Annotated in this window: 22 protein-coding genes; 14 read left to right on the top strand and 8 right to left on the bottom strand. The window is 70.5% G+C overall.

What is annotated here, in order from left to right:
• The first annotated feature begins 96 nt into the window (after positions 1-96).
• The 4 genes from CHC05_RS39080 to pknB are packed head-to-tail and all read left to right on the top strand — an operon-like array spanning position 97 to position 6167.
• Entirely contained in the window at positions 97-1479 is a 1383-nt protein-coding gene (locus CHC05_RS39080; protein ID WP_089255729.1) for an FtsW/RodA/SpoVE family cell cycle protein, read from the top strand.
• On the top strand, positions 1476-2981 hold the full coding sequence (locus tag CHC05_RS39075) for a peptidoglycan D,D-transpeptidase FtsI family protein (RefSeq protein ID WP_089255708.1): 1506 nt from the start codon (positions 1476-1478) through the stop codon (positions 2979-2981). The genes CHC05_RS39080 and CHC05_RS39075 overlap by 4 nt, the downstream gene beginning before the upstream one ends.
• 1 nt (position 2982) lies before the next feature.
• Entirely contained in the window at positions 2983-4353 is a 1371-nt protein-coding gene (locus CHC05_RS39070; RefSeq protein ID WP_089255707.1) for a serine/threonine-protein kinase, read from the top strand.
• Positions 4350-6167: a Stk1 family PASTA domain-containing Ser/Thr kinase gene (pknB, locus tag CHC05_RS39065; RefSeq protein WP_089255706.1), complete on the top strand. Its 1818-nt coding sequence runs from the start codon at positions 4350-4352 to the stop codon at positions 6165-6167. Before CHC05_RS39070 ends, pknB begins: the two co-directional genes overlap by 4 nt.
• A 25-nt stretch (positions 6168-6192) precedes the next feature.
• On the opposite strand, the gene CHC05_RS39060 is transcribed toward pknB, so the two are convergent.
• Genes CHC05_RS39060 through CHC05_RS39050 form a run of 3 tightly spaced genes read right to left on the bottom strand, consistent with a single transcriptional unit; the run spans position 6193 to position 8064 of the window.
• The gene (locus CHC05_RS39060; RefSeq protein ID WP_089255705.1) at positions 6193-6843 is read right to left on the bottom strand and encodes an aminodeoxychorismate/anthranilate synthase component II; all 651 of its coding nucleotides are present in this window, start codon (positions 6841-6843) and stop codon (positions 6193-6195) included.
• Positions 6844-6849: 6 nt separating this feature from the next.
• Positions 6850-7143 carry a hypothetical protein gene (locus tag CHC05_RS39055; protein ID WP_089255704.1) on the bottom strand — a complete coding sequence of 98 codons (294 nt, stop codon included), beginning with the start codon at positions 7141-7143 and terminating at the stop codon, positions 6850-6852.
• Positions 7144-7146: 3 nt separating this feature from the next.
• Complete coding sequence (locus CHC05_RS39050; protein WP_425426916.1) at positions 7147-8064, bottom strand: class E sortase; 918 nt, start codon at positions 8062-8064, stop codon at positions 7147-7149.
• Here CHC05_RS39050 and CHC05_RS43565 point away from each other — a divergent pair.
• Positions 8042-8530, top strand: a complete 489-nt coding sequence (locus CHC05_RS43565) for a hypothetical protein (RefSeq protein WP_425426915.1) — start codon at positions 8042-8044, stop codon at positions 8528-8530. The two genes, CHC05_RS39050 and CHC05_RS43565, sit on opposite strands and share 23 nt — an antisense overlap.
• 36 nt (positions 8531-8566) lie before the next feature.
• On the opposite strand, the gene CHC05_RS39045 is transcribed toward CHC05_RS43565, so the two are convergent.
• Positions 8567-9397 (bottom strand): DUF881 domain-containing protein, encoded by an 831-nt coding sequence (locus CHC05_RS39045; protein ID WP_089255702.1) that lies wholly within the window; start codon positions 9395-9397, stop codon positions 8567-8569.
• Positions 9398-9523: 126 nt separating this feature from the next.
• Between CHC05_RS39045 and CHC05_RS39040 the strand changes: the two genes are divergently transcribed.
• The 4 genes from CHC05_RS39040 (at position 9524) to CHC05_RS39025 (ending at position 14334) form a co-directional block, all read left to right on the top strand.
• Positions 9524-9787: a cell division protein CrgA gene (locus CHC05_RS39040; protein WP_089255701.1), complete on the top strand. Its 264-nt coding sequence runs from the start codon at positions 9524-9526 to the stop codon at positions 9785-9787.
• 116 nt (positions 9788-9903) lie between these two features.
• Positions 9904-12096 (top strand): (Fe-S)-binding protein, encoded by a 2193-nt coding sequence (locus tag CHC05_RS39035; protein WP_089255700.1) that lies wholly within the window; start codon positions 9904-9906, stop codon positions 12094-12096.
• Between the two features lie 694 nt (positions 12097-12790).
• Entirely contained in the window at positions 12791-13243 is a 453-nt protein-coding gene (locus CHC05_RS39030) for a SigE family RNA polymerase sigma factor (RefSeq protein ID WP_089255699.1), read from the top strand.
• Complete coding sequence (locus CHC05_RS39025) at positions 13240-14334, top strand: TolB family protein (protein WP_089255698.1); 1095 nt, start codon at positions 13240-13242, stop codon at positions 14332-14334. The genes CHC05_RS39030 and CHC05_RS39025 overlap by 4 nt, the downstream gene beginning before the upstream one ends.
• 16 nt (positions 14335-14350) lie before the next feature.
• On the opposite strand, the gene CHC05_RS39020 is transcribed toward CHC05_RS39025, so the two are convergent.
• Complete coding sequence (locus CHC05_RS39020; protein WP_089255697.1) at positions 14351-14602, bottom strand: GNAT family N-acetyltransferase; 252 nt, start codon at positions 14600-14602, stop codon at positions 14351-14353.
• Positions 14602-14826: a hypothetical protein gene (locus CHC05_RS39015; protein WP_089255696.1), complete on the bottom strand. Its 225-nt coding sequence runs from the start codon at positions 14824-14826 to the stop codon at positions 14602-14604. The genes CHC05_RS39020 and CHC05_RS39015 overlap by 1 nt, the downstream gene beginning before the upstream one ends.
• Positions 14827-15181: 355 nt before the next feature.
• On the opposite strand from CHC05_RS39015, the gene CHC05_RS39010 reads away from it, so the two are divergent.
• Positions 15182-16315: a sensor histidine kinase gene (locus tag CHC05_RS39010; RefSeq protein WP_089255695.1), complete on the top strand. Its 1134-nt coding sequence runs from the start codon at positions 15182-15184 to the stop codon at positions 16313-16315.
• On the top strand, positions 16306-16950 hold the full coding sequence (locus CHC05_RS39005; RefSeq protein ID WP_089255694.1) for a response regulator: 645 nt from the start codon (positions 16306-16308) through the stop codon (positions 16948-16950). The genes CHC05_RS39010 and CHC05_RS39005 overlap by 10 nt, the downstream gene beginning before the upstream one ends.
• Position 16951: 1 nt before the next feature.
• Here CHC05_RS39005 and CHC05_RS39000 read toward each other — a convergent pair whose 3' ends face one another.
• The gene (locus CHC05_RS39000) at positions 16952-18922 is read right to left on the bottom strand and encodes a glycosyltransferase family protein (RefSeq protein ID WP_089255693.1); all 1971 of its coding nucleotides are present in this window, start codon (positions 18920-18922) and stop codon (positions 16952-16954) included.
• Positions 18923-19011: 89 nt separating this feature from the next.
• The gene (locus CHC05_RS38995; RefSeq protein WP_089255692.1) at positions 19012-19659 is read right to left on the bottom strand and encodes a DedA family protein; all 648 of its coding nucleotides are present in this window, start codon (positions 19657-19659) and stop codon (positions 19012-19014) included.
• Between the two features lie 126 nt (positions 19660-19785).
• On the opposite strand from CHC05_RS38995, the gene CHC05_RS38990 reads away from it, so the two are divergent.
• The 3 genes from CHC05_RS38990 (at position 19786) to CHC05_RS38980 (ending at position 23209) form a co-directional block, all read left to right on the top strand.
• Positions 19786-21105 (top strand): hemolysin family protein, encoded by a 1320-nt coding sequence (locus CHC05_RS38990; RefSeq protein ID WP_483860515.1) that lies wholly within the window; start codon positions 19786-19788, stop codon positions 21103-21105.
• On the top strand, positions 21098-22150 hold the full coding sequence (locus CHC05_RS38985; RefSeq protein ID WP_089255690.1) for a hemolysin family protein: 1053 nt from the start codon (positions 21098-21100) through the stop codon (positions 22148-22150). The genes CHC05_RS38990 and CHC05_RS38985 overlap by 8 nt, the downstream gene beginning before the upstream one ends.
• Positions 22151-22255: 105 nt before the next feature.
• Positions 22256-23209, top strand: coding sequence for a C40 family peptidase (locus tag CHC05_RS38980; RefSeq protein ID WP_245871452.1), 954 nt, complete (start codon positions 22256-22258; stop codon positions 23207-23209).
• Positions 23210-23263: the final 54 nt, after the last annotated feature.

Genomic DNA, 23263 nt, shown 5'->3' with positions numbered 1-23263 from the left:
GGTTCGATCAACACACCCGCGGCGACGGGTGAGCTTCCGCGCGTCCGTGACGTCCAGACCCGTCGCAATGCCGAGCTGGCTCTGCTCGGCTTTGCGATGGCGCTGGTCGCGGCTTACAGCGCGACCATCCAGCTCACCATGTTCGACACGATCACCGGCAACTTCTGGGTGCCGGCGGCGATCCTCAGCGCGCTGTTCCTCGGCCTGCACCTGGTGGTGCGCTACACGGCGCCGTACGCCGACCCGGCGCTCATCCCGGCCGTCGCCCTGCTCAACGGGATCGGCGTGGCGTTCCTGCGCCGGCTGGACCTGGCCGAGGCGCCGGCCGCCGAGCGGCTCACCTACCCGATCTTCGCGGGCACGGGTGGCCGCCAGCTCGCCTGGACGCTGATCGCGGTCGTGTTCGCCGCGATCGTGTTGCTCGTGGTCAAGGACCACCGGGCGATCTCGCGGTACGCGTACACGCTGGGCCTGGGCGGCATCGTCCTGGTGTTGATCCCGGCCCTGCTGCCCGGGCGGTTCTCCGAGATCAACGGCGCCAAGCTGTGGATCAGGATCGGCGGCTTCCAGATCCAGCCGGGTGAGTTCGCCAAGCTGGCCCTGCTCGCCTTCTTCGCCTACTACCTGGTGCGCAAGCGCGAGGTGCTCTCGCTGGCCAGCCGGCGGGTGCTCGGCGTCGACTTCCCGCGCGGCCGCGACCTGGGTCCGGTGCTCGCGGTCTGGGCGGTCAGTCTGCTGGTCCTGGTCTTCGAGAAGGACCTCGGCACCTCGCTGCTCTACTTCGGCATGTTCGTGGTCACGCTCTACATCGCCACCGAGCGGGTGAGCTGGCTGATCATCGGCCTGCTGCTCTTCTTCGGTGGCGCATACGCCGCGTACCTGCTGGGCGCCTCGGTCGGCGGCCCGTTCGCCAACTTCTACCAGCGCGCCGAGATCTGGCTCGACCCGTTCTCCGACCCGTACGAGCGCGGTTACCAACTCGTGCAGTCGCTGCTCGGGTTGGGCAGCGGCGGGCTGTTCGGCACCGGCCCGGGCGGCGGCCAGCCGACCAAGATCCCTGAGGTACACAACGACTTCATCTTCGCCGGGCTCGGCGAGGAGATCGGGCTCTTCGGGCTCTCCGCGCTGCTGATCGTCTACCTGTTGATCGTGCAGCGCGGCCTGCGTGCCGGTCTCGCGGTGCGCGACTCGTTCGGCAAGCTGCTCGCCGGCGGCCTAGCCTTCACGCTGGGTCTGCAGGTGTTCGTCATCGTGGGTGGAATCAGCCGGTTGATCCCGCTGACCGGCCAGACCACCCCATTCCTGTCCGCCGGTGGCTCGTCACTGATGGCCAACTGGATGCTGATCGCTCTGCTGCTGCGCGTCTCCGACGCCGCACGGCGCCCGGTCGAAGGGTCGGCTTCGGCCCGACCGAGCGGCGCGACAGCGAGTGCTCCCGCGCAACTGCACGGGGCACCCACGGAGGTGATCAAGCCGTGAACGCACCACTGCGCCGGGTCGGCGTCGTCGTCCTGGTTCTCTTCGCGCTGCTCTTCGCCAACCTCAACTGGGTGCAGGCCTACAAGGCGGACGAATACCGCAACAGCGACTACAACGGCCGGGTGCAGATCGCGGAGTACGAGCGGGAGCGCGGCGTGATCGAGGCCGGCCGCACCGCGCTGGCCACCAGCAAGCCGACCGACGGCGAGCTCAAGTACATCCGGCAGTACCCGGCGGACGAGGCGTACGCGCACGTCGTCGGCTACAACCCGGTCAACCTCGCGGCCACCGGCATCGAGCGCAGCGAGGACGAGTTCCTCGCCGGCACCTCCGACGCGCTGGTCGCCGACCGGATCTCCGACCTGTGGACGGGCGAGAAGACGCCGGGCGGCAGCGTGCTGCTCAGCCTCTCCAAGCGTGCGCAGGAGACGGCCTTCAAGGAGATGACCAACAACCGGGTCGGCGCCGACAAGGGCGCCGCGGTGGCGATCAACCCGCGCACGGGCGCGGTGCAGGCCCTCGTCTCCATGCCGAGCTTTGACCCGAACCCGCTGGTCAGCCACGACACCAACGCCGCCGAGGCGGCCTTCGACAAGCTCGACAGCGACCCGGACAAGCCGCTGATCAACCGCGCGCTGAGCGAGACGTACCCGCCCGGCTCGACGTTCAAGGTGATCGACGCCGCGGCGGCGCTGGAGAACGGCTACACCCAGCAGACCCAGATCCCGGCCGGCCCGGTCTACCGCGCGCCGACGTCCGGCACCGACATCCGCAACGCGGCCGCGTCGATCTGCCCCGAGTCGCAGGTCTCCCTGCGTGAGGCGCTGACCGAGTCGTGCAACACCGGCTTCGCCCAACTCGCGGTGGCACTTGGTGCCGACAAGATCAAGGACGAGGCGCGCAAGTTCGGCTTCGGCCAGACGGACCTCACCTGCGGGCGGCTCAACGCCGAAGGCCTGCCGGTCGCCACGAGCGAGACCGGCGACATCAAGAACCCGGACGGCGGCGACGACCCGGCCGCGCTGGCGCAGAGCGGCATCGGCCAGAACAACGTCCGGATGACCCCGCTGCAGGGTGCGCTGATCGCCGCCGCCGTGGCCAACAACGGCCGGCAGATGCGGCCTTACCTCGTGCAGAAGCTGCTCGGTCCCGACCGCACGACCTCGCACTACACGGCCACGCCGAAGGAGCTCAACGGCTCCGTCGTCAGCAGCGCGGTGGCCCGTGAGCTGCAGGACATGATGGTCAACGTGGTCGAGAACGGCACCGGCCGCAACGCCCAGATCGACAACATCGTGGTCGGTGGCAAGACCGGCACCGCCCAGTCCGCGCCGGACCGCAAGGACCACGGCTGGTTCATCGGCTTCGCGATGAAGGACGGCCAGCCGGTCAGCGCGGTCGCCGTCTTCCTCCAGGAGGCCGGCAGCGGCGGCAGCGGCGAGGCGGCCCGGATCGCCGGCCAGATCATGCGCGCGGTGGTCACCGACGCGGAGGGCAGCTGAGGTGATCAGTCCCGGGGTCATGCTCGGCGGCCGGTACCGCCTCGACGAGCGCATCGCCGGCGGCGGCATGGGCGACGTCTGGCGCGGCACCGACGAGGTGCTCGGCCGCACGGTCGCGGTCAAGATCCTGCTGCCCGCCCTGCTCGACGAGCCGGGCTTCGCCGAGCGGTTCCGGGGCGAGGCCCGCACGATGGCGACGATCAACCACCCGGGCGTCGTCGACGTCTACGACTACGGCAGCGACCAGCAGATCGCCTTCCTGGTCATGGAATATGTCGAGGGCGACGCGCTGTCCCGCACGCTGAGCCGGGTCGGCCGGCTGACCCCGGCCCGCACGATGGCGCTGGTCGCCCAGGCGGCCGACGCACTGCAGGCGGCGCACGAGAAGGGCATCGTCCACCGCGACGTCAAGCCCGGCAACCTGCTCGTACGACCGAACGGCACGCTGGTCCTGACCGACTTCGGCATCGCCCGCTCGGCGATCGTCGGCCAGCTCACCGCGGCCGGCTCGGTGCTCGGCACCGCCTCCTACATCTCGCCGGAGCAGGCGGCGGGTGCGATCGCCACCCCGTCCTCCGACGTGTACGCCCTGGGCGTGGTCGCCTACCAGTGCCTGTCCGGGCGTCGCCCGTTCGAGGGCGACAACCCGCTCGAGATCGCCATGAAGCACGTCCGGGAGACCGCCCGCCCGTTGCCGGGTGACATCCCGCCAGCGATCCGGTCGATCGTCGACCGCGCGATGGCCAAGGACCCGACCGCCCGCTGGCCCACCGCCTCGGCGTTCTCGGCCGTGTCCCGGCAGGCCGCGACGACCCTGGCGGCGCCGGCCCAGCCACACCGCCCCGTCACCCCGGCCGCCCCGCCGACCGCCGGGCCGATCTCGGGCGCGCCCGCCTCGCCCGCGCTGGCACCGAGCGGGCGGGCCACCGTGCCGGGCCCGGTCAAGCCGACCCCGCCGCGTGGCAACCCGGCCCCGCCGCCGCATCGACCTTCGTCACCCGTGGTGAGTAGTCCGGCAGCGCGCGGTGGCTACCCGAGCGTGCCGGCAAACCGGCCTCCCGCTTCCGCAGGATACGGTTACGCGTCGGTGCCCTCTGCCGCCGAGCCAAGCAGCGGAGGGCGGCGGTTACTGATCGTGTTGGCGGTGATACTCGGCGCGTTGGTGCTGATCTGTGCCGGGGTCATCTCCTACCAGCTCAGTCAAAAGAACAGCACGGAAAACAACGGCGCCCCCCCGATGGCTCCCGCGGGGAAGGTAACGACCCCGCTTCATCTACCGACCGGTGGAACCGAGGCGGCAAATGCCCCGTACCGTCTTGGAGAGCGAATCCTCCACATCGGGATGACAAGCGAAGGAATGTTGACGAGATGACGCAGGCCCGCCTGCTGGGTGGCAGGTATCAGGTCGGCGAGCTGCTCGGATACGGCGGCATGGCCGAGGTGCACCGTGGCCGTGACCTCCGGCTCGGCCGGGACGTCGCGATCAAGATGCTCCGCACCGACCTCGCCCGCGACGCGACGTTCCAGATGCGGTTCCGGCGGGAGGCGCAGAACGCCGCCTCGCTCAACCACCCGGCCATCGTCGCCGTCTACGACACCGGCGAGGAGATCGCCCCGACGGGCGAGACGCTGCCGTTCATCGTCATGGAGTTCGTCAACGGCCGCACCCTCAAGGAGGTGCTGGCCGCCGAGGGCCGGTTGCAGCCGCGCCGGGCTCTGGAGATCACCGCCGACATCTGCGCCGCGCTGGAGTTCAGCCACCGGCACGGCATCATCCACCGCGACATCAAGCCCGGCAACGTGATGCTCACGCAGAACGGCCAGGTCAAGGTCATGGACTTCGGCATCGCCCGGGCCCTGGCCAGCGGCGCGACCACCATGACGCAGACCAGCGCGGTGATCGGCACGGCACAATATCTGTCGCCGGAGCAGGCCCGGGGTGAGGCGGTCGACGCCCGTTCCGACGTCTACGCGGCCGGCTGCGTGCTGTTCGAGCTCCTGTGCGGGCACCCGCCGTTCGTTGGCGACAGCCCGGTCAGCGTGGCCTACCAACACGTGCGGGAAGACCCGCGGGCGCCGAGCGAGATCAACCGCGACGTGACGCCGCCGATCGACGCGATCGTGCTCAAGGCGCTGTCCAAGAACCCGCTCAACCGCTACCAGAGCGCCGGCGAGATGCGGGCCGACGTGCTCCGTGCGGCCACCGGCCGGCCGGTCATGGCCACTCCGGTGATGCGTGACCAGGAGACCATGCCGATGGGCGCGGCCAACGCCGCCACGGCCGTGGTCCGCGGGCCGCAGGGCGCGGCGACGCGCACGATCCCGGCCGCCGCGGTCGGCGACGCGCAGCGGCGCAAGCGCTCCAACTGGGTGCTGGGCGTGCTGAGCGTGCTCGGCGTGCTCGCCGTGATCGCGCTGGTCGCCGGCCTGCTGGTGCAGAACGCCCGGGGCGAGAAGGTCGAGGTGGCCTCGGTGCTCGGCCAGCCGGTCGCCGCCGCCACGCAGGCGCTTCAGGCCGACGGCTTCGTCGTCGAGACCGCGCGGCAGGAAGATCCCGAGTGCGCGGAGAACACCGTCACGAAGCAGAACCCGTCGGGCGGTGAGAAGGTCGAGAAGAACAGCACGGTGACGCTGACCGTCTGCGCGGGTCCTGGCACGGTGGAGGTGCCCGACCTCAAGGGCCGGACCAAGGCCGACGTCGAGCGCGAGTTCGAGACCCGCAAGCTCACGCCGGACTTCGACGAGGTCAACAGCTCTCAGCCGGAGAACACGGTCATCAGGGTCGACAAGGCCGGCACCTCGGTCAAGCCCGGCACCAAGATCAAGGTCGAGATCTCCAACGGCCAGCTCAAGAAGGTGCCGAACGTGGTCGGCAAGTCCCGCGAGGTCGCCGAGGCTCTGCTGGAACAGGCTGGCTTCAAGGTCGACGTCGAGGAAGGCCAGCCCGTCCAGAGCGAGAACCTGGCCGACAAGGTGATCGACCAGGATCCCAATGCCGACCAGGAAGCCAAGCTCAAGGACACGGTGACGATCACCGTTACGGTGTTCGAGGAGCCCGACGACCCGCCGTCGGGTGACCCGAGCTCACCGCCGGCCGGCGGCAACAACGGCGGGATCGGCGACATCCTGCCCGGCATCGGCGGCGGCAAGCCGATCATCGGCGAGGACCGGGCGCACAAGAACTAAGTCGCGCGCGCCGCGCCGCCGCCGGTCAGGCGGCGGCGAACGCGGCTCGGCGGCGGGCGTCGACCTCGGCCGAGAGCTCCGGGGCCCGCTCCAGCGCCTCGGGGTGGCCGCAGGCCGCCAGCCAGTTGGCGAGCATCAGGTGGCCGCCCTCGGTCAGCACCGACTCGGGGTGGAACTGCACGCCCTCGATCGGCAGCGTGCGGTGCCGCATGGCCATCACGACGCCGGACTCGGTCGCACCGGTCACCTCGAGCTCGTCGGGCAGCGTCTCCGGCAGCACCGCGAGCGAGTGGTAGCGGGTGGCGGTGAACGGGTCCGGGAGCCCACCGAGCACGCCCAGGCCGCCGTGGTGCACGAGCGAGGTCTTGCCGTGCAGCAGCTCCGGTGCCCGCGTCACGGTCGCGCCGAACGCGGCACCGATCGCCTGGTGCCCGAGGCAGACACCGAAGATCGGCAGCTCGCCCGCGTACTCCTTGATCACGTCGATGCAGATCCCGGCCTTCTCGGGCGTGCCCGGCCCCGGAGAGAGCAGCACACCGGCGGCGCCGGCGCGGCCGACGTCGGCCAGGTCGAGCTCGTCGTTGCGACGTACGTCACACTCGACTCCGAGCTGGCCCAGATATTGCACCAGGTTGAAGACGAACGAGTCGTAGTTGTCGATCACCAGCACGCGCATGGTGTGTTACCTCGGAAGCGGGTTGTCGGTCGCGGTCGAGTACGGGATGTCGTGGTCGTCGAGGTTCGACTCGCGCGGGTCGGCCGACGGGCCGATCAGGCCCGGGTCGTCGGCGGCCGGTGCGCCCGGGATCCCGCCCTCCTGGGTCACCTGCACGTCGTCGAACGGCAGCAGGGGCTCGGCCCACGGGAACACGACGAACCAGAACAGCGCGAGTATGCCCGTGAGCAGCACGAGCGAGGTCAGCAGCTTGCCGATGACGCCGTCGAACGGCAGCTTGCGCCAGATCCACGCGTACATCGCTCAGCCTCCCAGCTCGGCCGGGTCGCCCTGCGACTTCGGCTGGGTGCGCACCAGCTCGCCGTGCACGATCAGGCGCTGGTAGTTGTCGAACTTCGGGTTGCAGGTGGTCAGCGTGACCATCGCCTTCGTCGGCTTCGAGCCCGGCAGCATTGGGACCGGCGCGACCACCTCGACCTGGGTCGGCTTGACGATCCGGGTCTTCACGACGTGGTAGATGTACCAGTTCTTCTTGTCCTCGACGACGATGGAATCGCCGTTGTCGAGCTCGTCGAGCCGCCAGAAGGTCGCCCGGTTGCGGTGGCCCGCGACGGAGAAGTTGCCGATCTGGCCCGGCAGTGCGGTGTCCGGGTAGTGGCCGGGCGCGTAGCGGATGTCGGCCTGGGTGACCCCGTCGACGACCACCCACTGCTGGCCGAGCGCCGGGATGTAGAGCTTCGCGATGCCATGGATCTTGGAGCCCAGGCCACCCTGGCCGGCGGGGGGCGTCGGGCCGACCGTGGGGTCGTCGCCGGGCTCGTTGGCCCACTGCTGTTCGAGCGCGCCGGCCAGCGCGTCCTGCTTGCCGCCCTGGACGACACCGACACCCCAGACCTCGTACGCCGCGAAGAGCAGCACCACCAGGCCGAAGGTGATCATCAGTTCGCCGCCGACCCGGATGCCGGACCGGATGCGGGACCAGACCGTCGGCCGGGTGAGCTCGGAGTAGACGCTCTTGTAGTCGTCGCCGACGTTCTCGGCCCGCAGGCGCACGACCTTCTCGCCGCGGCGCGGCGCCGGCGGCGGGGCGGGCAGGTCGGCCGGGTCCGGCTTGTCCGGCGCCGGCGGCACCGCACCCATCACGGTGGTCAGGTCGGGTGACTGGGTGGCCAGCGTCTGCGCGCTCGGCACCCGTGGAATGACGGTCGTCTCGTCGATCACCTTCGGGATTACCGCGGTCGCGTCGGGCGACGTGACCGGCGCGGGCTTCGGTGCCGGCGCCGGCACCGGCGCCGGGACCACAGTGACCTTGGGGATCACCGCGGTCGCATCGGCAGCCGGTGAGGCCGGGACCGTGACCGCCGTCTTCGCGGTCGGCGCCGGCACCACGGGCGGTGCCGTGGCCGCGGGCGGCGGCGACGGCGGTGATGTCTTTGCGGCCGGTGCCGTGATCCTCGGGATCACCGCTGTCGTGTCCGGGCTGGCCTCGGGCGCGGGCGGCCGCAGCGTCGGGCCTGGGGTCACCGGGACGTCGCGCACCGGAGTCCGGGAGTCGGCCGGTGCTTCCAGTGGTCGGGGGTGCGGCCGTGCGGTCGGCGCCGGACGCGCCGGCACCGCGTCAGCGGTCGTCCGCTCGATCACCCGGGGGATGACCGCGGTCGCATCGTTGGCGTCGGGCGCGCGGTGACGGCCGTTCTGGTCGCCCGTCATGACGGCAAAAGCCTCATGAAGTCACCTTTGCTGATCGGAGGGCGCTTGACCCCTCGAACGCGGGTATCGTCACGTCCTTCTCCACCGTCTCTTGATAGCCGAGCTGGAAGTGATCCACAGCGTCTTTGAAGAGACGTACGCCGTCGGATTCTCCCAATGCCTGTCGCATCGCGTTGGGATCACCGATCGCCGTGATCACGAACGGTGGTGAGTAGACACGTCCGTGCAAGAGCAAGGTGTTGCCGACGCAGCGTACCGCGCTGGTGGACAAAACCCGGACCCCCATGATCGACATAGCCTCCGCACCGCCGGCCCAGAGGGCGTTGACGGCGGCCTGCACGTCGCCCTGGTGGACCACGAGATCATCGGGGCGGACCCCGTCGGGCCGGTCACCCGACCGCTGGGGCGCGTCGTCGAGCCGCACGGTCAAGCCGGGGCCGTGCACCGCGGTGAACCCGGCGGCCGGTTCCATGCCCTGCGCCCGCTGGCTCTCGGCGCGGATCGGCCCGTCGGTGTGGGCCAGCGAGTCGGTCTGGGTCTTGACCGCCTCGGCGAGCTCGCGGGCCTTCTGCTGGCTGGCCGTCACCCGGGCGCGCTCCTCCTCGACCACCTGGGCCAGCCGGGGGCGGCGATCCTCGCGCAGCGCGGTACCGTCGGCGGTGCGGGCTGTCGTGGTGAAAAGCAGCCCGGCGGCCAGCGCGATCAGCGGCACCAGGGCCGACCAGACCGTGCGGGGTTTCCGGACCCGCGCCACCCGGCGCAGACCGGCCCGCCAGACAGACGAGTTCCGCACCGGTTCCTCCTCCGTGCACGCTTGTCGATCCGGTTGCCGGATTATTCCCATAACCCGGTGCCGCCCGTCCATGGCCGCGACGCGCCGCGTTGATTACGCTAGCTGGCGAACATTATTGGCCATGGACCGTCGCCGGTTGACAGGCCCGAGCGAGGACCACAACCAGGAGAGAGCGTCGTGCCCAAGTCGCAGGTTCGCAAGAAGAAGGTCTACACCCCTCCGACCGACGTGCGCCCGTCGTCGGTCGCGGCGAGCCGCAAGCCCAGCCCGCGGTGGCTGCCGGTGACCGGGGTCGCACTGATCGCGTTCGGCATCGCCTGGCTGGTGGTCTACTACCTCTCTGACACCAACTACCCGGTGGCGTCGTGGAGCTACTGGAACCTGGCGATCGGGTTCGGTGCGATGGTCGCCTCGCTCGCGGTGTTCAGCCGCTGGCGCTGATCTCCGATTTACTAAGGTGATCTGACGACCAGGTGCGGCGCAGCTCACGTTACTGATAAGTAACTTGTGCCGTAACCTGGTCATCAGCCACACCTAGGCCAACGGAGGCTACGCGCATGGGCGTCGTCGAGATCATCTGCACGACCATCGCGGGTCTCATCACGCTCGTCGCGGTCGCGCTCGCCGTCCGCGCTGTCACGCGGATGCTCGCCGTCGTCCGGCTCGGCCAACCAGACCCGGCCCGCCTGGGCTCCTGGGGTGCCCGGACCAAGGTCATGCTCAAGGAGACCGCCGGCCACACCCGGATGTTGAAGTGGTCCGCGATCGGCGCCGCCCACTGGTTCGTGATGGCCGCTTTCATCGTGCTCTCGCTGCTCGTGCTGGAGGCCTACTTCGAGGTCGTCACGCCGACGGGCCACATTCCCTGGCTGTCGGGCTGGGTCGTCTTCGGCTTCGTCACCGAGATCCTCGGCATCCTGGGCATCCTGGGCATCTTCTACCTGATCTCGGTGCGGCTGCGGAACCGGCCGGGCCGGGCGCGCGGCCTGTCCCGGTTCACCGGTTCGACCATGTGGCAGGGCTACTTCGTCGAGTGGGTCATCGTCGGCGTGCTGGTCTGCGGATTCCTGATCCGCGGTTTCAAGGCCGCCAACGACCACCTGGACTTCCCCACCTGGGCCGCGCCGCTCTCGCACGGCCTGGGCTCGGTGCTGCCGGCCTGGGAGTCCGGGGCCCCGGTGGTCGCCGCGATCAAGATCGTCATCTCGATGACCTGGCTGATCGTCATCTCGTTGAACGTGACGATGGGCGTCGCCTGGCACCGGTTCCTGGCCTTCCCGAACATCTTCTTCAAGCGCGACCCGGAGCTCGCGGCCGGATCGGGTCTCGGCGCCCTGCGGCCGATGATGTCCAACGGCGCGCCGCTCGACTTCGAGGAGGCCGACCCGGAGAAGGACCAGTTCGGCGTCGCCCAGGTCGAGCAGTTCACCTGGAAGGGCCTGCTGGACTTCTCCACCTGCACCGAGTGCGGCCGCTGCCAGTCGCAGTGCCCGGCGTGGAACACCGGCAAGCCGCTCTCGCCGAAGCTGCTGGTCCTGTCGCTGCGCGACCACGCGTACGCGAAGGCGCCTTATCTGCTGGCCGGCGGCGGCAAGGACCTGACGGGCGAGGAGAAGGCGAGCCAGGAGCAGCTGGCGGGCGTTGACGTCCTCGCGATGGCCGAGGCCGACCGCCCGTTGATCGGCGGCTCGTCGGACGGCGGCGTGATCGACCCCGACGTGCTCTGGTCGTGCACCACCTGCGGCGCGTGCGTCGAGCAGTGCCCGGTCGACATCGAGCACGTGGACCACATCGTCGACATGCGCCGCTACCAGGTGCTGATCGAATCGTCGTTCCCGTCCGAGGCCGGCGTCATGCTGCGCAACCTGGAGAACAAGGGCAACCCCTGGGGGGCGCCGCCGAACACCCGCGAAGACTGGACCAAGGGCCTGGACTTCGAGGTCAAGCGGGCCGGCGCCGGCGACGACTTCGAATACCTCTTCTGGGTCGGCTGCGCGGGTGCCTTCGAGGACCGGGCGAAGAAGACGACCCGGGCGGTCGCGACGCTGCTGCACGAGGCCGGCGTCGACTTCGCGATCCTGGGCGAGGGCGAGACCTGCACCGGCGACCCGGCCCGGCGGATGGGCAACGAGTTCGTCTTCCAGATGCTGGCCCAGCAGAACGTCGAGACGCTCAACGAGGCGGGCGTCAAGAAGATCGTCGCGTCCTGCCCGCACTGCTTCAACACCTTGCGCAACGAGTACGGCGCCCTCGGCGGCAGCTTCGAGGTCGTGCACCACACGGAGCTCCTGTCCGACCTGGTCGCGTCGGGCAAGCTGACCCCGGTGCAGCCCGTCGACGGCGGTGTCACCTACCACGACCCCTGCTACCTGGGCCGGCACAACCGGGTCTTCACCCCGCCGCGCGAGGTGCTGCAGGCCTCGGCCGGCGGCGGAGAGCTGACCGAGATGCCGCGCAACAGCGAGCGGTCCTTCTGCTGCGGCGCCGGCGGTGCCCGGATGTGGATGGAAGAGCGGATCGGCAAGCGGATCAACATCGAGCGCGTCGAGGAGGCCATCTCGACTGGCGCCCACACGATCGCGGTCGGCTGCCCGTTCTGCTTCACCATGATCAGCGACGGAGTCACGGCCAAGCAGGCCGCCGGCGCCACCGACGGCGTCGAGGTGGTCGACGTGGCCACGGTGCTGCTGCGCTCGGTCAAGCCGGAGAGCCCGGCCGCCGCGCAGCCGGAGGCCGCCGCCGCGGGCTGACCGTTCGGCCGAGGAAAGAGAGCCGAACGGCCTGTCGCCCGTCTGGGCACGAGGTTACGTCTTGATGTGCGCACAGGACGTGCACGACGCCCGGCCGGCGACGCCTCTCTCTTTCTCGAAACGGTGTTCCCATGAACGCGATCTCGTCGCGGACCGTTGCCCGCTGGGCCCTTCTCGCCACTGCCGTGCTGCTCACCGTCGCCTGTGAGGCCAACCCGAAGCCCGCCGGCAGTCGACCGTTGGCCTCGGCGCCGTCCGTCCCGTCTCCGACTTCGGCGGCACCCACACCGGCTGAGCCGCCGGTCAAGCCGTCACCGGCCACCTCGATCCCCGGCCGCCTGTACTACCGCGACCACGATCGGCTCGTTCGGCTTACCGGCTCGGGTGTGAAGACGGTATTGCCGAACGGCGCGTTCACGGCGAATGTGTCGCCGGATGGTGCGCGTATCGCTTTCGTCGACGAGAGCGGTGGCGAGAGCGGGAACGTGATCGTCAGCGACCGAGACGGTCGGAATCGTCGGACGGTGTTTCGCGGTGCCGAACGCGACGGGTTCGAGCCCGCGTGGTCCCCGGATTCGAAGCGCCTGCTGGTCGCGAAGTACCGGAGCCCGGGGCAGCGGACAACGGGCGTCCTGACGGTCGCGACGGGAAAGTTCACCGCGTTCGCGGATCAGCGGCCCGCGCTCCACTCTCTGTGGACGGAGACCAGCACCTGGCCGAGGACCTGGTGCAGGAAGCCCTGGCGCGCACGCACCGGGCCTGGTCCCGGCTCCACGAAGTCGGCAACGCCGAGGCGTACGCCCGCCGGGTCATGTATCACCAACAGGTCTCCATGTGGCGGCGACGCAGGACGGCAGAGGTGCTCAGCGGCGACCTCCCCGAGCCGGTCGACCGGCATGGTCACGACGACACCGACTCGATCACGCGCCGGATGACCGTTGAGCAGGCGCTGCGGTCGCTCAGCCCGCGGCAGCGCGCGGTCGTGGTGTTGCGCTACTTCGAGGACCACACGGAGTCCGAGGCCGCCGATCTCCTCGGCGTATCGGTCAGCACCGTCAAGACGCAGACCGCGCGGGCGCTCGAGCACCCGCGCAAGCTCGTGCCGGAGCTGCGGCAATTCCGGACCATGGAAGGGACCGGAAGATGAATGACGACGACCTGCTGCGGAACAGCCTGACCGAAATCGGCGACCAGGCGAAGCCGGTGGACTTCGTCGACCGGTCGTTGGCCCGCTCGAAGCGGATCGGTCGCAACCGGGCTTTCGTCAGCGGCTCGGTCGCGGCCTGCGCGCTGGTGCTGGCAGGCGGGCTCGCCTGGCAACTGGGCGTGCCGGGGCGCAGCGAGCCCGAGCCGGCGGCCATGCCGACCGCACTGCCCTCCGTTACCGGTTCGCCTTCCCCCACGGCCGCCCCGCCGGTGCAGAGCTCGATTACCGGGTTGCCCGGTTGGCTGTACTACTCCGACAGCGAGCGGCTGGTCAGGGTCACGAAGTCCGGTGTGGACACGGTGTTGGTGAAGGACGCGTACGCGGCGAGTGTGTCGCCGGACGGTGCGCGCGTCGCCTTCGTCGACAAGGGCGGGAAGGTGGTCGTGACCGACCGCGACGGTCGGAACCGCCGGACGGTGTTCCAGGGTGCCAAGTACTACGGATACGAGCCGGCATGGTCGCCGGACTCCGAGCAGCTGCTGCTGGCGAAGGGCCCTGATGGGGAGGTCACCAAGGGCATCGTCACGATCGCGACCGGCCGTTTCACCCCGCTGGTGGACCAGCGGTCGGCGATCCACTTTCTGTGGTCGGCCGACGGGCGACACATCGGGTACGCCACGGGCGACTGTGACCTTGCGACTGCCGATCCCGACGGGGGCAACGCGCGTGTGGTTCCTGGCTTCGGCAGTGGCGAGCCGCAGGCGAACTACGGGCGACGGCGCAGTTGCGACCCGTACAGCATCTCCGCGGACGGTGGTCTGATCTCCGTATGGCAGCGCAAGGATCAGGAGGAGGACTCGGACATCGCCCGGGACCTGATCGCTGACACGGTCATCGACGTGCGGACGGGCGAGAACGTCGGCCTCCCGGTCAGGGGCGACGTCACCGCGATCCTGTTCCAGCCCAACGGCGACATCCTCGTGCGGACGGCGGGCAAACTGACGTTGCTCGGCCCGGACTTCAGGGTCAAGGCAGAGGTGCCCGAACCGGCTGCGGTCGAGCACCTCAAACTGCTGGCCTACACACCCTGACCGAAGACGGCGAAGGTCAAGCGGTCCCGCCATTGCCCGCGGATCCGCAGGTGGTCGCGCAGGTGGCCCTCGCACCGCATGCCGATCTTCTGCAGGACGTGGGCGGAACCCGCCGGGCATCGGCGAGGAAGGCGACGGTCTCCTCCACGCTGTTCGGTCCCCATGCCATGAACCGGGTCACGTCGGGGTCGCTGGCATATCGGTGGACCGCCGCGTGGTCGGCGTCGGTGAGCTCCCGCAGCAGCAGCCGGGAGGTGCGCAGCTCCATCAGGCGATTCCGACGCGGAGGAGGTGGACAGCCTGGCCCAGGGTCGCGCGCATCGCCGACAGTTGACGCGGCGACCAGATCGGGCGGTACGACTCCTGCCCGTAGACCCACGGCACCGCGGCGGCGAAGAGCTTGTCGTAGCACTGGTTCCGCAACCGGCCGCGGTCGTTCCAGGGCTGTCCCGTGCTGTAGGCGACGTCGGTCGCCAGGTTCCACAGGCCCAACGCGTCGCTGGGGCAAGGGTGAGCCGCTTGCCGCGCAGCCAGTCCTGCACCGGTCGCAGGTCGATCAACTCGACCTCGTCGGTCTCCACGTGCGCCCAGCCTCGGGCATCGGCCATCGCCCGGCAATCAGCCGGCGAAGCGAAGGCGTAGACCCGACCCGATCGTGCGGCCACACAGTCTTCGCCGGCGGAGTCCCGACCCCACCACAGATAGACCACGTGCACGTCGAACCTGAGGCCCGAAACCCAACCTTCGACCGGTACGACCTCCACGGGCGATGACCATGCCACATCAGGGCCTTCCGGCGTTCCGCAGCCCGCGGGGTGTGGAAAACCACAGAGGTAGCGTGCGGGGCATGGGTGGGGTGCTGAGCGCGGGCGGGCGGTTGTTCGTCGGCGTGGTTGTCGGTGCCGCCACCGCCGTCGCGGAGCTGGCTTTTCTTGGTTGGGCCGGGCTCGTCGTCCTGGTCGAGCTGACCCGCGGGCGCCAACCCACCGCCATCGAGCGGCCGGCCCGCCACCTCGTCGAGGTGCAGCGCCGGCGGATCGCGGCCTTTCTGCCCGGCGGCGGCTCGGTCGACGTGCTCGACGACTACACCGAACGCCGCGCGGTCGCGTACCTCGGGATTCGTTGGGTTGTCGGTCTGCTCGGTGGGCTCGTCGCCCTGCTCTTTCTCTACGGCCTCGGCACCGGGGTGGTCTGGGCCCGCGACCTGTTCGTCGGCCGCAGCGGCGCGCTGCTGGTCGGAGCCCAGGTGGTCGGCGGCCTCGTGCTGCTCTTCCTGGCCGTGCAGGGCTTCCTCGGGGTGGCCGCGCTGGACCGGTGGCTGGCCGGGCGGCTGCTCGTGCCCGACGACCGGGCCCGCTACGAGCGCCGGATCAGCGAGTTGGCGGCCAGCCGCGCGGGTGTGGTCGCCGCGGTCGACGCCGAGCGGCGTCGGATCGAGCGTGATCTGCACGACGGGGTTCAGCAGCGGCTGGTCGCGCTCGGGCTGCTGCTCGGGCAGGCCCGGCGCGGCACCGACCAGGACCGCTCCGACGAGCTGGTCCGGCAGGCGCACGACGAGGCCCGCGAGATCTTGGCCGAACTGCGCGACGTGGCCTGGCGCGCGTACCCGGCCGACCTCGACAACCTCGGCCTCGCCGAGGCGCTGTCCCGGGTGGCCGAGCGCGGCGGCGTGCCCGTCTCCGTCGACTGCCCGGTCGACCGGCTGCCGTCGGCGGTCGAGACGGCCGCGTATTTCGTGGTCTCCGAAGCCGTGACCAACGCGGCCAAGCACGCGCCCGACAGCCGGGTCAGCGTCGTTGTCGCACGAACCGATCAGGGGGTACGGGTGACCGTGACCGACGACGGACCAGGCGGCGCCGACCCGTCCGGCGGCGGCCTGTCCGGGCTGGCCCGCCGCGCGGCAGCGCTCGACGGCTCGTTGACGGTCGAGAGCCCGCGCGGCGGCCCGACCCGAATCACGGCGGTCCTACCATGCGGGTGATCTTGGCCGAGGACTCCGTGCTGCTCCGGGCTGGCTTGGCGCGGTTGCTGACCGACGAGGGTCACGAGGTGGTGGCCGAGGTCGGCGACGCCCCGGCGCTGCTGGCGGCGGTCGCCGCCGATCAGCCCGACGTGGTCGTCGCCGACGTCCGGATGCCGCCGACGCACCGCGACGACGGCCTGCGGGCCGCACTGGAGATCCGGGACCGTTGGCCCGCGGTCGGTGTGCTGGTGCTGTCGCAGTACGTCGAGCGCCGCTATGCGGTCGAGCTGCTCACCACCCGCAGCGACGGGGTCGGCTACCTGCTCAAGGACCGGGTCGCCGAGGTGGGCGAGTTCCTCGACGCGCTGGACCGGGTGGCCGCCGGGCGGGCCGCGTTCGATCCCGAGGTGGTCCGCCAACTGCTGGCCCGCACCTCGCACACGGACCCGCTGCGCCGACTGACCCCCCGGGAGGCCGAGGTGCTGGACCGGATGGGGCAGGGCCACACCAACGCCGGCATCGCGGCCCAGTTGCACGTCTCACAGAGCGCGGTGGAGAAGCACGTCAACGCGATCTTCGACAAGCTCGGCCTGTCGCACACGACCGGCTACAGCCGCCGGGTGCTGGCGGTGCTGCACTACCTCGGCTCCTGAGTCAGATCTTCACGTATGAGGCGAACGGCTCGCGGGCCTTGTCGATGTCACCGTGCACAAGGTCGGCCCAGGCGGTCAGGACGGCGGCCGGGTCGTAGCGGCGGCGCATCTCGGCCTTGGCCGCGGCCGACCGCTCGGCCCACACGTCCGGGTCGGCGTTGGCCAGCAGCGCGGCGGCCGCGTCGTCGACCGACTGGTGGATCCAGTGGTCGTCGTACACCTCGCGGACCCCGGGCCAGGGCCGGAACACCGGGACGGCGCCGGAGGCCATCGCCTCGGCGGCGGCCAGGTGCACGCCCTCGATGTCGCTCATCGAGAGGAAGCCGCCGACCCGGCGGTACCAGCGGGCCATGTCGCGGCCGGGTGCCTCGATGACGACCCCGCCGCGCAGCAACGGGTCGCGCTCGATGCGGTCCTGGCACCAACCCGCGTACTCCTGTTCCTCGCGGCTGGCCCACACGTACATGTTGTCCTGCGGGTTCATCGACCGGATCTGCAGCGTGAACCGCGGATCCTCGCGCCGCACGGCGGCCACGACGTCGAGCGCGAGGTCGAGGCGCTTGAGGAAGCGCTCGGTGCCGACCATGCCGATCGCGAACCGGGCGTCGGGCAGCTTCGGCCGGTCGAGCCAGTCGATGTCGAGGTAGTTCGGGATGTAGACCAGCTTCTCTTTGGGCCACCCGATCTCGTCGCGGATCCGCGGGCCGATCGCGGGCGCGATGTAGACCACGGCATCGACCTGATAAATATCGATCTTGCTCGGGTACGCCGACTCGAGCTCGAACCGGTGCAGCCGGAGGATGAGCTTCGACTCGGGCTGCTTGCGCTCGGTCAGCCAGACGGCGCTCGGCCGGACCCACTCGGCGACGACCGTGTCGGCCTTGAGCAGCAGCTCTTCGGTCTGCTCGGAGGGCGACTGCTGCGTGCGGATCATCCGCCACTCGTCGAGCGACACGTCCAGGTCGCCCCGCTGGTCCAGCCGGTGGCCCAGCTCACGGATGAACTTGAGGTCGAAGCCGGAGATCAGCACGTTGCGCCCGGCGCGCTCGGTGGCCGACTCGACGGGCAGGGTGGCCGCGACGACCTCGCGGGCGCCGCGCTCCTGGGCGGCGGCGGTCCAGTCGGGCTGGTCGTCGGGCAGGCCCGGCCGCGGCCAGGCACGGCCGTCCTGGTTCCAGTCGAGCCAGCCGGTCGGCGCCCAGTCGCCGCCGAGGCCCCGGCGGCGGGCCATCGGGCCCGAGTAGGTGTCGCTCGGGTGGCGCCAGGCGACGAGCTGCGCGACGGCGGCGGTGGTGTCCGGGTCGAGCTCCGGCAACTCGGGGGCCGCCGCGTCGGCACACGACGGGCAGGCCCGGTCCGCCGCGAGCGGCGGCAGCACGACCACCCGGGGGCGCCCGCTGGTCGCGGCCCGCTCGACCGCGTCACGCCCGAGCTCGCTGTCGGTGACGAAGCCGGCGACCCGGTCGGCGACCTCGTTGACCAACGCGCCGAACGCCGTCGTGCCGCCCTGCACGGTGCGGGTCGGCGCCAGGGCCAGCACCCAGAGGCGGTCGCCAGGAGCGCCACCCTTGAGCGCGGCGATCGCGGCCGCGATCGACTCGGCGACCACGATCGAGGCGCCCTCGAGGCCGGGGACGGCCGGCGGTGGCGGCGGCGGTGGTGGCGGCGGGGGCGGAGGTGGCGGCGGGGTGACCATCCGGTGAACCTTGCGGACGACCTTCCGCGTCAACCGCACGCCCCGCCGCACCGGCATCGGCAGCCAGTCCGCGCGGCCCTTGACCGGCGGGGGCGGCGGGGGCTTCGGCGGCTCGGAACCGGGCGGAACGTACTTCGGACCATCCCAGGTCGCATCCGTGACGGCCGTGCCGGCGGCGCCGAACGCGGCCTCGGCCGAGGCACGCCAGCAGCACACGCCGGGCACGTCGGGCCACCTGCTGTCGCGCAGCAGGACCAGACGGGGAGTGGTCGCCATCGGTTGATCCCCAAGGGTGAAAGCGAGCAGGGCGCACCTACGGTAGCGGTGCCGAAAGGGTACGTCGATGGCGCAGATCCCGGGTGCCCTCAGTAGGTACCGTGTCGGCCGCTCGGCCGGCGCAGGCGGGTGACGACGAACCAGGTCAACACCACGACGACCGTCCCGATGACCACCTTCTGGAGCACTCCCGCGTACGCCTCGACGCGCCACCAGGATTCGCCGAGCTGGTAGCCGGCCAGCACGAACACGGTGTTCCAGATCAGGCTGCCGGCCGCGGTCAGGGCGAGGAACGTCGGCACCGGCATCCGCTCCACGCCGGCCGGCACGGAGATCAGGCTGCGGAAGATGGGAATCATCCGTCCGAGGAACACCGCCTTGGTCCCGTGCCGGGCGAACCACGCCTCGGTGCGGTCGATGTCCTGCAGCCGGATCAGCGGCAGCCGGGCGGCGATCGCCCGGATGCGCTCGCGGCCGACCGCGGCGCCGACCAGGTAGAGCGCCAGCGCTCCGACGACCGAGCCGGCTGTGGTCCAGAACAGCGCCGCGACCAGGCTCAGCTCGCCACGGCTGGCGGTGAAGCCGGCGAGCGGCAGGATGATCTCGCTGGGCAGCGGCGGGAACAGGTTCTCCAGGGCGACGGCCAGGCCGGCGCCCGGTGCGCCGAGGCGGTCCATCAGGTCGACGGCCCAGCCGGCGATGCCGCCGGTGGGCTGAGGTGCGCTGGTGAGGATCATGCGAACGACGCTATGGACGCGACCGACCACCCACCATGCGGCTGACCACCGGCCCCACTGCGGAAAACCTCAGGAAGGGAAGCATGAAACAATCCCGGCCGAGGTGAACCGATCATCGACGTCGTACTGACCACCATCCTTCCGCTGGTCGGGTTCGTGCTTCTGACCGGCGCCAACGCGTTCTTCGTCGCGGCCGAGTTCGGCCTGGTCACCGTCGACCGGGCGGAGATCAACCGGCGAGCGGCCGGCGGTGACAAACGCGCCACCACGGTGCGCCGGGCACTGTCCGAACTCTCCTTCCAGCTCTCCGGCGCCCAGCTCGGCATCACGATCGCCGCCCTGCTCACCGGCTACCTGGCCGAGCCGGCGTTGGCCAAGCTGTTCCGGCCGGTGATCGAGCCGCTGGCGCACGAGTCCACCCGTACGGTGACGACGATCTTGGCTCTGGCGCTGGCCACGCTGCTCTCCATGCTCTTCGGCGAGCTCGTGCCGAAGAACGCGGCGCTGGCCCGGCCGATGTCGGCGGTGCTCGGCACCGTGGTGCCGCTGCGGATGTTCTCGGCGGCCTGCAAGTGGCTGATCGCCGGCCTCAACGCGTCGGCGAACTGGGTGGTGCGGCGCCTCGGCGTCGAGCCGCAGGAGGAGTTGGCCAGCGCGCGCTCACCGGAGGAGCTCGGGCTGCTCGCCGCGATCTCCGCCCGGGCCGGCGCCCTGCCCAGCGACACCGCGATGCTGCTGCAGCGGACCATCCGGTTCGGTGACAAGCGCGCGGCCGAGGCGATGACACCGCGGGTCGACGTCATCGCGCTGCGCGCCACGGCCAGCGTCGCCGAGCTGCTCGAGGCCGCCCGCCAGACCGGGCGCACCCGCTTCCCCGTGTACGAGGACACCCTCGACCTGGTCACCGGAGTCGCCGCCGTGCCGGACGCGCTCGGCGTGCAGCCGGCCCGGCGGGCGACCACGACGGTCGCCGCGGTGGCCCGCGAGCCGGTCTACGTGCCCGAGAGCCTCGACCTGGACGGCGTGCTCGCGGCGCTGCGGACCGCGGACGCGGACCTCGCGATCGTGGTCGACGAGTACGGCGGCACCGACGGCGTCGTGACCGTCGAGGACCTGGTCGAGGAGCTGGTCGGGGAGATCGCCGACGAGTTCGACCTGGAGGCGATCGAGGAGACGGGCGTGGTCGAGCTGACCGTGCCCGGCGGCGACCGCACCTTCCTGGTCGACGGGATGCTCCGGGAGGACGAGCTGGCCGAGCTGACCGGCTTCCGGCTGCCCGAGGGTCCGTACGAGACGCTCGCCGGGTTCTTGATGGCTCGGCTCGGGCACATCCCGGTGGCCGGCGAGACCATCCACGAGACGGGTTGGGAGTTCACGGTCGTCGAGGTCGAGCGGCACCGGGTCGAGCAGGTGCGCGTCGTCAGCCCGGAGGCCGAACATGCTTAACCTGCTGGTCACGGCGGTCCTGATCCTCGGCAACGCCTTCTTCGTCGGCAGCGAGTTCGCCCTCATCGCGTCGCGCCGCACCGTCATCGAGCCGATGGCCGCCGGGTCGCGGCGGGCCCGGCTGGCGCTCTCGGCGATGAACCAGATCCCGCTGATGATCGCCGGCGCACAGCTCGGCATCACCATCTGCTCGCTCGGCCTCGGCGCGATCGCGGAGCCGGCCATCGCCCACCTGCTGGAGAGCCCGTTCCACGCGGTCGGCCTGCCGGAGGCCGCGGTGCACCCGGTGGCGTTCGTCATCGCCCTGATGATCGTGGTCTACCTGCACACGGTCATCGGCGAGATGGTGCCGAAGAACATCGCCATCGCCGGCCCCGAGACCTCGGCGCTCTGGCTCGGTCCGGCGATGCTGGCCTTCTGCGTGGCGACCAAGCCGCTGCTGGTGGCGTTGAAATGGGTCTCCCGGCTGGTGCTCAAGCTGTGGCGGATCGAGGCGGCCGACGCGGTGAAGACCGTGTTCACCGCCGAGGAGCTCGCCGGGCTGGTCTCGCAGGCCCGCACGGAGGGGCTGCTGGGCTCCGAGGAGCACGCGCGGATCACCGGGGCCCTGGCCCTGCACGATCGCACGGCGGCCGACGCCATGCGGCTGTGGTCGTCGGTCACCACCGTCGCCGAGGACGTTTCGCCGGCTTCGCTGGAGGTGCTGGCGACCCGCACCGGCCGCTCGCGCTTCCCGGTCGTGCAGCGCAGCACCCGCCGGGTGCTGGGCTTCGTGCACGTCAAGGACATCCTCGGGTACGCGGGTGCGAGCCGGACGGCGCCGGTGCCGGTGGAGGTGGTGCGGCGGCTCACGGTCGTACCGCCGGATCGCTCTCTGGCCGACCTGTTGTTGTCGATGCGGCGTGAGCGGCAACACATGGTTCTGGTCAGTGATGGCCGCGCGCCACTGGGAGTAGTGACTCTCGACGATGTATTGAATGCGGTTGTCGGACAGGGCAATTCGGGCTTTCCTGGCGGAGGTGTTACACCGCCCGTACCCGCCTGACAGCACAGCGAATGCGGCCTTGCGGGCGCTTTCGCTTCTCTCTAATGTGTTTCCTCGGCGGCGTACCCCCCACGCCCATTCGTCTCACTACGGGAGGCATTCGCCTTGCGCGCGTCCCGGCCGTTTGTCCACGTCCTGCTGGCCGTCTGCTTCGGCCTGGTCGCTGCCGTGCTCCCGGCAGGTCTCGCTGCCGCTGAGCCGAGCCCGCAGCAGATCGAAGCCGAAATCGACAAGAAATGGCGGCAGCTCGAGCCCGTCATCGAGCAGTACAACAAGGTGCACTCGCAACTTGAGAAAAACCAAAGGAAAGCAAAAGACCTAGAAAAGAAAATCACGCCGCTGTCGTTGCAGGCCGACATCGCACTTGACCGCATCGGTGCAATCGCGGCGCAGCATTACAAAGCCGGTCCGAGCAGCGAGTTGACGATGCTGCTGAGCGGCGGCAACACCGGCGACCTGACCGACCAGCTGGCGATGATCGACATGATGGCGCGGCACGAGCAGGCGCAGATCGCCGACGTGGTGGCCGCCCGCGACAAGTTCAACGCCGAGAAGGTCAAGCTCGACGCCCTGGTGGCCGAGAACAAGAAGACCGACACCGAGCTGGCCGCGCGCAAGAAGACGATCGCCGCGGACATCAAGAAGCTCGAGGCGTCGCTGCCGCCGACGCGGGTCAACGTGGCCGGCTGCCCGAAGATCTCGACGGTCACGACCGCCGAGGGCACGGCCGTGCGCACCGCGTGCCAGCAGGTCGGCAAGCCGTACGTCTTCAACACCGACGGGCCGAGCACCTTCGACTGCTCCGGCCTGACCCTCTACTCGTGGGGCAAGGCGGGCGTGTCGCTGACCCACTACACGGGTGACCAGTGGGACGAGACGTATGCGGTGTCCAGCCCGCGGGCCGGTGACCTGGTCTTCTTCTACAGCCCGATCAGCCATGTGGGCCTCTACATCGGCAACGGCAAGATGGTGCACGCGCCTCGGGCCGGTGAGCCGGTGCAGGTGTCCAGCGTCAGCAACATGCCGATCACGGGCTACCGATCGGTGAAGAAGCGCTAGCTGTTCTTGCTTTTCGAAGCGGGGGCCTCCTTCGGGGCCCCCGCTTTCGTTTGT

This window comes from Asanoa hainanensis, assembly GCF_900188485.1.
Taxonomy (GTDB): Bacteria; Actinomycetota; Actinomycetes; order Mycobacteriales; family Micromonosporaceae; genus Asanoa; species Asanoa hainanensis.
The sequence above is the reverse complement of the archived record's forward strand: the minus strand, read 5'-3'. Positions and strand labels throughout refer to the sequence as shown.

Excerpts from the sequence above, each read along its gene's own strand:
- CHC05_RS39080 (WP_089255729.1), top strand. The coding sequence starts at position 97 with ATGGCGCTGGTCGCGGCTTACAGCGCGACCATCCAGCTCACCATGTTC.
- pknB (WP_089255706.1), top strand. The coding sequence starts at position 4,350 with ATGACGCAGGCCCGCCTGCTGGGTGGCAGGTATCAGGTCGGCGAGCTG.
- CHC05_RS39060 (WP_089255705.1), bottom strand. The coding sequence starts at position 6,843 with ATGCGCGTGCTGGTGATCGACAACTACGACTCGTTCGTCTTCAACCTG.
- CHC05_RS39055 (WP_089255704.1), bottom strand. The coding sequence starts at position 7,143 with ATGTACGCGTGGATCTGGCGCAAGCTGCCGTTCGACGGCGTCATCGGC.
- CHC05_RS43565 (WP_425426915.1), top strand. The coding sequence starts at position 8,042 with ATGACGGTCGTCTCGTCGATCACCTTCGGGATTACCGCGGTCGCGTCG.
- CHC05_RS39045 (WP_089255702.1), bottom strand. The coding sequence starts at position 9,397 with ATGGGAATAATCCGGCAACCGGATCGACAAGCGTGCACGGAGGAGGAA.
- CHC05_RS39035 (WP_089255700.1), top strand. The coding sequence starts at position 9,904 with ATGGGCGTCGTCGAGATCATCTGCACGACCATCGCGGGTCTCATCACG.
- CHC05_RS39025 (WP_089255698.1), top strand. The coding sequence starts at position 13,240 with ATGAATGACGACGACCTGCTGCGGAACAGCCTGACCGAAATCGGCGAC.
- CHC05_RS39020 (WP_089255697.1), bottom strand. The coding sequence starts at position 14,602 with ATGGAGCTGCGCACCTCCCGGCTGCTGCTGCGGGAGCTCACCGACGCC.
- CHC05_RS39010 (WP_089255695.1), top strand. The coding sequence starts at position 15,182 with ATGGGTGGGGTGCTGAGCGCGGGCGGGCGGTTGTTCGTCGGCGTGGTT.
- CHC05_RS39005 (WP_089255694.1), top strand. The coding sequence starts at position 16,306 with ATGCGGGTGATCTTGGCCGAGGACTCCGTGCTGCTCCGGGCTGGCTTG.
- CHC05_RS39000 (WP_089255693.1), bottom strand. The coding sequence starts at position 18,922 with ATGGCGACCACTCCCCGTCTGGTCCTGCTGCGCGACAGCAGGTGGCCC.
- CHC05_RS38995 (WP_089255692.1), bottom strand. The coding sequence starts at position 19,659 with ATGATCCTCACCAGCGCACCTCAGCCCACCGGCGGCATCGCCGGCTGG.
- CHC05_RS38985 (WP_089255690.1), top strand. The coding sequence starts at position 21,098 with ATGCTTAACCTGCTGGTCACGGCGGTCCTGATCCTCGGCAACGCCTTC.